Raw genomic sequence first — 3,850 nt, forward strand, 5'->3', positions numbered from 1 at the left:
GAGCATGGCGAGGGCAGCAAGGCTCCTGCGACGACCCGGCATCGTTCTCTCCCCTGTGTTTTGTAGTCTTGTTTTGCGGAGAGTGTCGCAAGCAGGCTTGCCGCTGGCAAGCGATACGATTTTCCGCGAGGTGAAACGGTGGAGCGAGACCTTACGCGACGCGCTGCAGCATCCTCAGAGCGCGCCCGTCGATCACAAGCAATGCGCTGCCGATGACGATGGCGCCCGCGATCTCGCGCGCGGAGATCGGCTCGCCCAGCACAAGCCATCCCAGCAGGATGGCGGTGACGGGAATGAGCAGCGTCACCAGCATGACATTGGTCGCGCCCGAACGCCGCAAGACCTGAAAGAAGACGATGTAGGCGAGCGCCGTTGAGAGCGCGGCAAGGCCGAGCACCGCGAGCCAGGTTGTGAGGCCCGGCATCGGCAGATGCCATGGCTGCTCCATGACGCCGGCGACAACCGCCATCATCACCGTTGAGGCCATCAGTTGAAACGTCGCCGTTCCAAGCGGAGCCGAGTCCTTCAACAGCCGCCGCGCCGCCAGCGCCGCAAAACCATAGCTGCACGCGCCGCCGAGGCAGAGCAGAATGCCGAACCCCTGCCCCGGCCTCGTCTCGATGCCCCATCCGYGCAGGATGACCACGCCGACGACCCCCAGAACAACACCGGCGACCCGCCGCACCTGCAAGGCTTCCTCGCCTGCCATCGCCATGACGATCACCGTGAACAGCGGCGTGGTGGCATTCAGGATCGAAGCGAGGCCACTGGGAATGAAGGTCTGGCCGATCACGATCAGCGAGAACGGAATGACGTTGTTGAGCAGCCCGATCACGACGAACGGCTTCCAGCCGGCGGCGCCCTTGGGAAAGCCGATCCCATGCATGCGGAGCAGCGGCAGGAGAATTGCTGCCCCAAGCGCCACGCGCAGCAACACCAGGGTGAGCGGCGGCAATTCCCGCAAGCCCGCGCCGTTGAAGAAGAACGAGCCGCCCCAGAGGACCGAGAGCACGGCGAGCAGCGACCAGTCTCGCGCGTCGATCCTGTAATCGTTCGGGGGCATGGCGTCTCACATCGGCAGTTGACCTCGCCTAGTACGGCGCGACGCGTTTTGCCACCCGATTTCCGATGAGGTTTGGAATTCCCGTGTTCAGAAGCGACAGGGCGAACGAGGTTGCCCCATGTTGATGCGACCGGCTAGGACGGCTTCTTCGGCCGCGACACCAGCTCGATCATCTTGCCTTCGTCGTCATCAGGCATCGCAGCCTTCGCGCGCGCGTAGGATTCGACTGCGGCGCGTGCCACCAGCGGCTTGTCTGCGAGCAGGCTCTCGGCAAGCTTCACGGCGTAGGCGGCATCCTTGTGCCGCAGCGCCGCCGTGAACGTCGCGCCGCCGAAGTCGCGGGCGACCATGCGCTTGGAATGACGCTGCACCTGCGGGCTTGCGGCAACGCCTGACAGAATCGACTCCAGCACCAGGTTCATGTCGAGCCCGGCCTGCTCGGCGATCGCAAGGCCCTCGGCGAGCCCGGCGATCTGGATCGCGCCCATCAGATTGTTGATGAGCTTGTAGACCGTACCGGAGCCGACCGCGCCGAAATGGCGGATGGTCGAGCCGATCGGTTCGAGATAGGGCCGCGCGCGTTCCAGATCGGCTGCATCTGCGCCGACCAAAAGCGTCAGCTTTCCGCTTGCTGCCGCGTCCGGCAATCCCGTCACGGGGCAGTCGATGTAGATCAGCCCGCGCGCATTCAGCTCGCGGCCCATCTCGCGCGCATGGTCATAGGAGACGGTGGAGCATTCGATCGCGATGATGCCGGCCTTGGCCGTCTTGGCCGCGCCCTTGGGCCCCAGCCAGACCGCGCGCGAGGCCTCGTCGTCGGCAACCATGGTCACGACCACCTCGGCATCGATCGCGGCATCCTCGGGCGAGGTCGCCCAATGCGCGCCGCGGGCGATCAAATCCTCAGCCTTGGCCTTGCTGCGATTCCACACCGTCACCGTGAAGCCGGCATCGAGATAGCGGCCGGCCATGCCATGGCCCATCCGTCCAAGCCCGATGAAGGCGACGCGGGGCATGGCTAATCCACGTCCTCGATGTCGGCGCCAGGGGTGCCGAAAGCGCGCTGCGCCAGCGTCGCGGCCATGAAGTCGTCGAGTTCGCCGTTGAGCACGCCCGACGTGTCGGAGGTCTGCACGCCCGTGCGCAGATCCTTCACCATCTGGTAGGGCTGCAGCACGTAGGAGCGGATCTGGTGGCCCCAGCCGATATCGGTCTTGGCGGCCTGGTCGGCGGCGGCCTTCTCCTCGCGCTTCTTCAGCTCGATTTCGTAAAGACGGGCACGCAGCATGTCCCAGGCCTGGGCCCGGTTCTTGTGCTGGGAGCGGCCGGCCTGGCAGACCACTGCAACACCGGTCGGGATATGCGTCAGCCGCACCGCGGATTCGGTCTTGTTGACGTGCTGGCCGCCGGCGCCGCCCGAGCGCATGGTGTCGGTGCGGACGTCGGATTCCTTGATGTCGATCTTGATGCTGTCGTCGATGACCGGAAACACCTGCACGCTCGAGAACGAGGTGTGCCGCCGTGCGTTGGAATCGAACGGCGAGATGCGCACCAGCCGGTGCACACCCGCTTCGGTCTTCAGCCAGCCATAGGCGTTGTGCCCCGACACCTGGATCGTCGCGGACTTGATGCCGGCCTCTTCGCCCTCGGACTCTTCGAGATACTCGACCTTGAAGCCGTGCGTCTCCGCCCAGCGCGTGTACATGCGCAGCAGCATCTGCGCCCAGTCCTGGCTCTCGGTGCCGCCGGCGCCGGCATGGACCTCGAGATAGGAATCGAAGCGGTCGGCTTCGCCCGACAGCAGCGCCTCGAGCTCGCGCCGCGCGACTTCCTTCTTCAGGGCCTTCAGCGCAGCCTCGGCTTCGGCGACGACGCCGTCATCGCCCTCGGCCTCGCCGAGCTCGATCATACCGATGTCGTCCTCGAGCTGCTGCTCGACCTTGCCGATGCCCGAGAGCGAATCCTCAAGCGAGGTCCGCTCCTGCATCAGCTTCTGGGCCTTCTGGGGATCGTTCCAGAGGTTGGGATCTTCTGCGAGCTTGTTCAGCTCAGCGAGGCGCGCCGTCGATTTCTCGACGTCAAAGATGCCTCCTCAGCAGCCCGACTGACTGCTTGATCTCTTCTACCAACCGTTCGATTTCGGCGCGCATGTGGTTCTCTGGTCTCGCGGAATGGTCCGCGTGCGAAGGTGGGAGGGGATGTAGCGGCGGCTGCGCCAAAGCGCAACCGCCCGCCTCGCCCGTATCAGGCGTTATCCGCTACCACAGCCCGCCGGTGCCCGGCCGGATGAGGAAGCCCGAATCCGGCTGCTGCTGTGAAGAGGGCATGCCACCGCGCCCGTCGGCGTCGGCAACGCCGATGACCGAGTAATTGTCCGGCGGCGCCGTGCCCGGCTTGAAGGCTTCGAGGATGGTCCCGCCGGTCTCGCCCGGGCCCGCACGCATGCCGCTCTTGGCGACGACGCGCACGAGCTTGATGCCGGCCGGCACCTTGAACGGAACCGCCGGCTTGTCGGCGAGTGCGAGCTTGAGGAAATCGCGCGCGATGGGAGCAGCCAGATGGCCGCCGGTCGCAGCGTTGCCTTTGCCGAGCGCGCGCGGCTTGTCGTAGCCCATATAGATGGCGACGGCGACGTCGGGCGAGAAGCCGACGAACCAGGCGTCCTTGGCCTCGTTGGTCGTACCGGTCTTGCCGGCGATCGGCTTGCCGACCTCCTTGACCACGGTCGCGGTACCGGCCTGGACCACGCCCTCCATCAGCTCGGTGATCTGATAGGCGGTCATGGAG

4 protein-coding genes are annotated in these 3,850 nt (G+C 65.8%); all 4 read right to left on the reverse strand.

Annotated elements, in window-relative coordinates; translation table 11 throughout:
• Nucleotides 1-151 precede the first annotated feature (151 nt).
• Entirely contained in the window at nt 152-1,063 is a 912-nt protein-coding gene (locus tag AC1D00_RS31045) for a DMT family transporter (protein WP_477013280.1), read from the reverse strand.
• 134 nt (nt 1,064-1,197) lie between these two features.
• The gene (locus tag AC1D00_RS31050; RefSeq protein ID WP_477013281.1) at nt 1,198-2,079 is read right to left on the reverse strand and encodes an NAD(P)-dependent oxidoreductase; all 882 of its coding nucleotides are present in this window, start codon (nt 2,077-2,079) and stop codon (nt 1,198-1,200) included.
• A 2-nt stretch (nt 2,080-2,081) separates the two neighbouring features.
• Nucleotides 2,082-3,213, reverse strand: a protein-coding gene (gene prfB, locus AC1D00_RS31055; RefSeq protein WP_477013282.1) for a peptide chain release factor 2 whose coding sequence is annotated in 2 segments (ribosomal slippage) — nt 2,082-3,143 and nt 3,145-3,213 — 1,131 coding nt in all. Because the reading frame shifts where the segments join, the coding sequence is not laid out codon by codon here.
• 108 nt (nt 3,214-3,321) lie between these two features.
• Nucleotides 3,322-3,850: penicillin-binding transpeptidase domain-containing protein (locus tag AC1D00_RS31060; protein ID WP_477013283.1), on the reverse strand; the 529-nt coding region annotated here is incomplete at its 5' end.

Source organism: Bradyrhizobium sp. P2_E8 (assembly GCF_056403875.1).

Excerpts from the sequence above, each read along its gene's own strand:
- AC1D00_RS31050 (WP_477013281.1), bottom strand. The coding sequence starts at position 2,079 with ATGCCCCGCGTCGCCTTCATCGGGCTTGGACGGATGGGCCATGGCATG.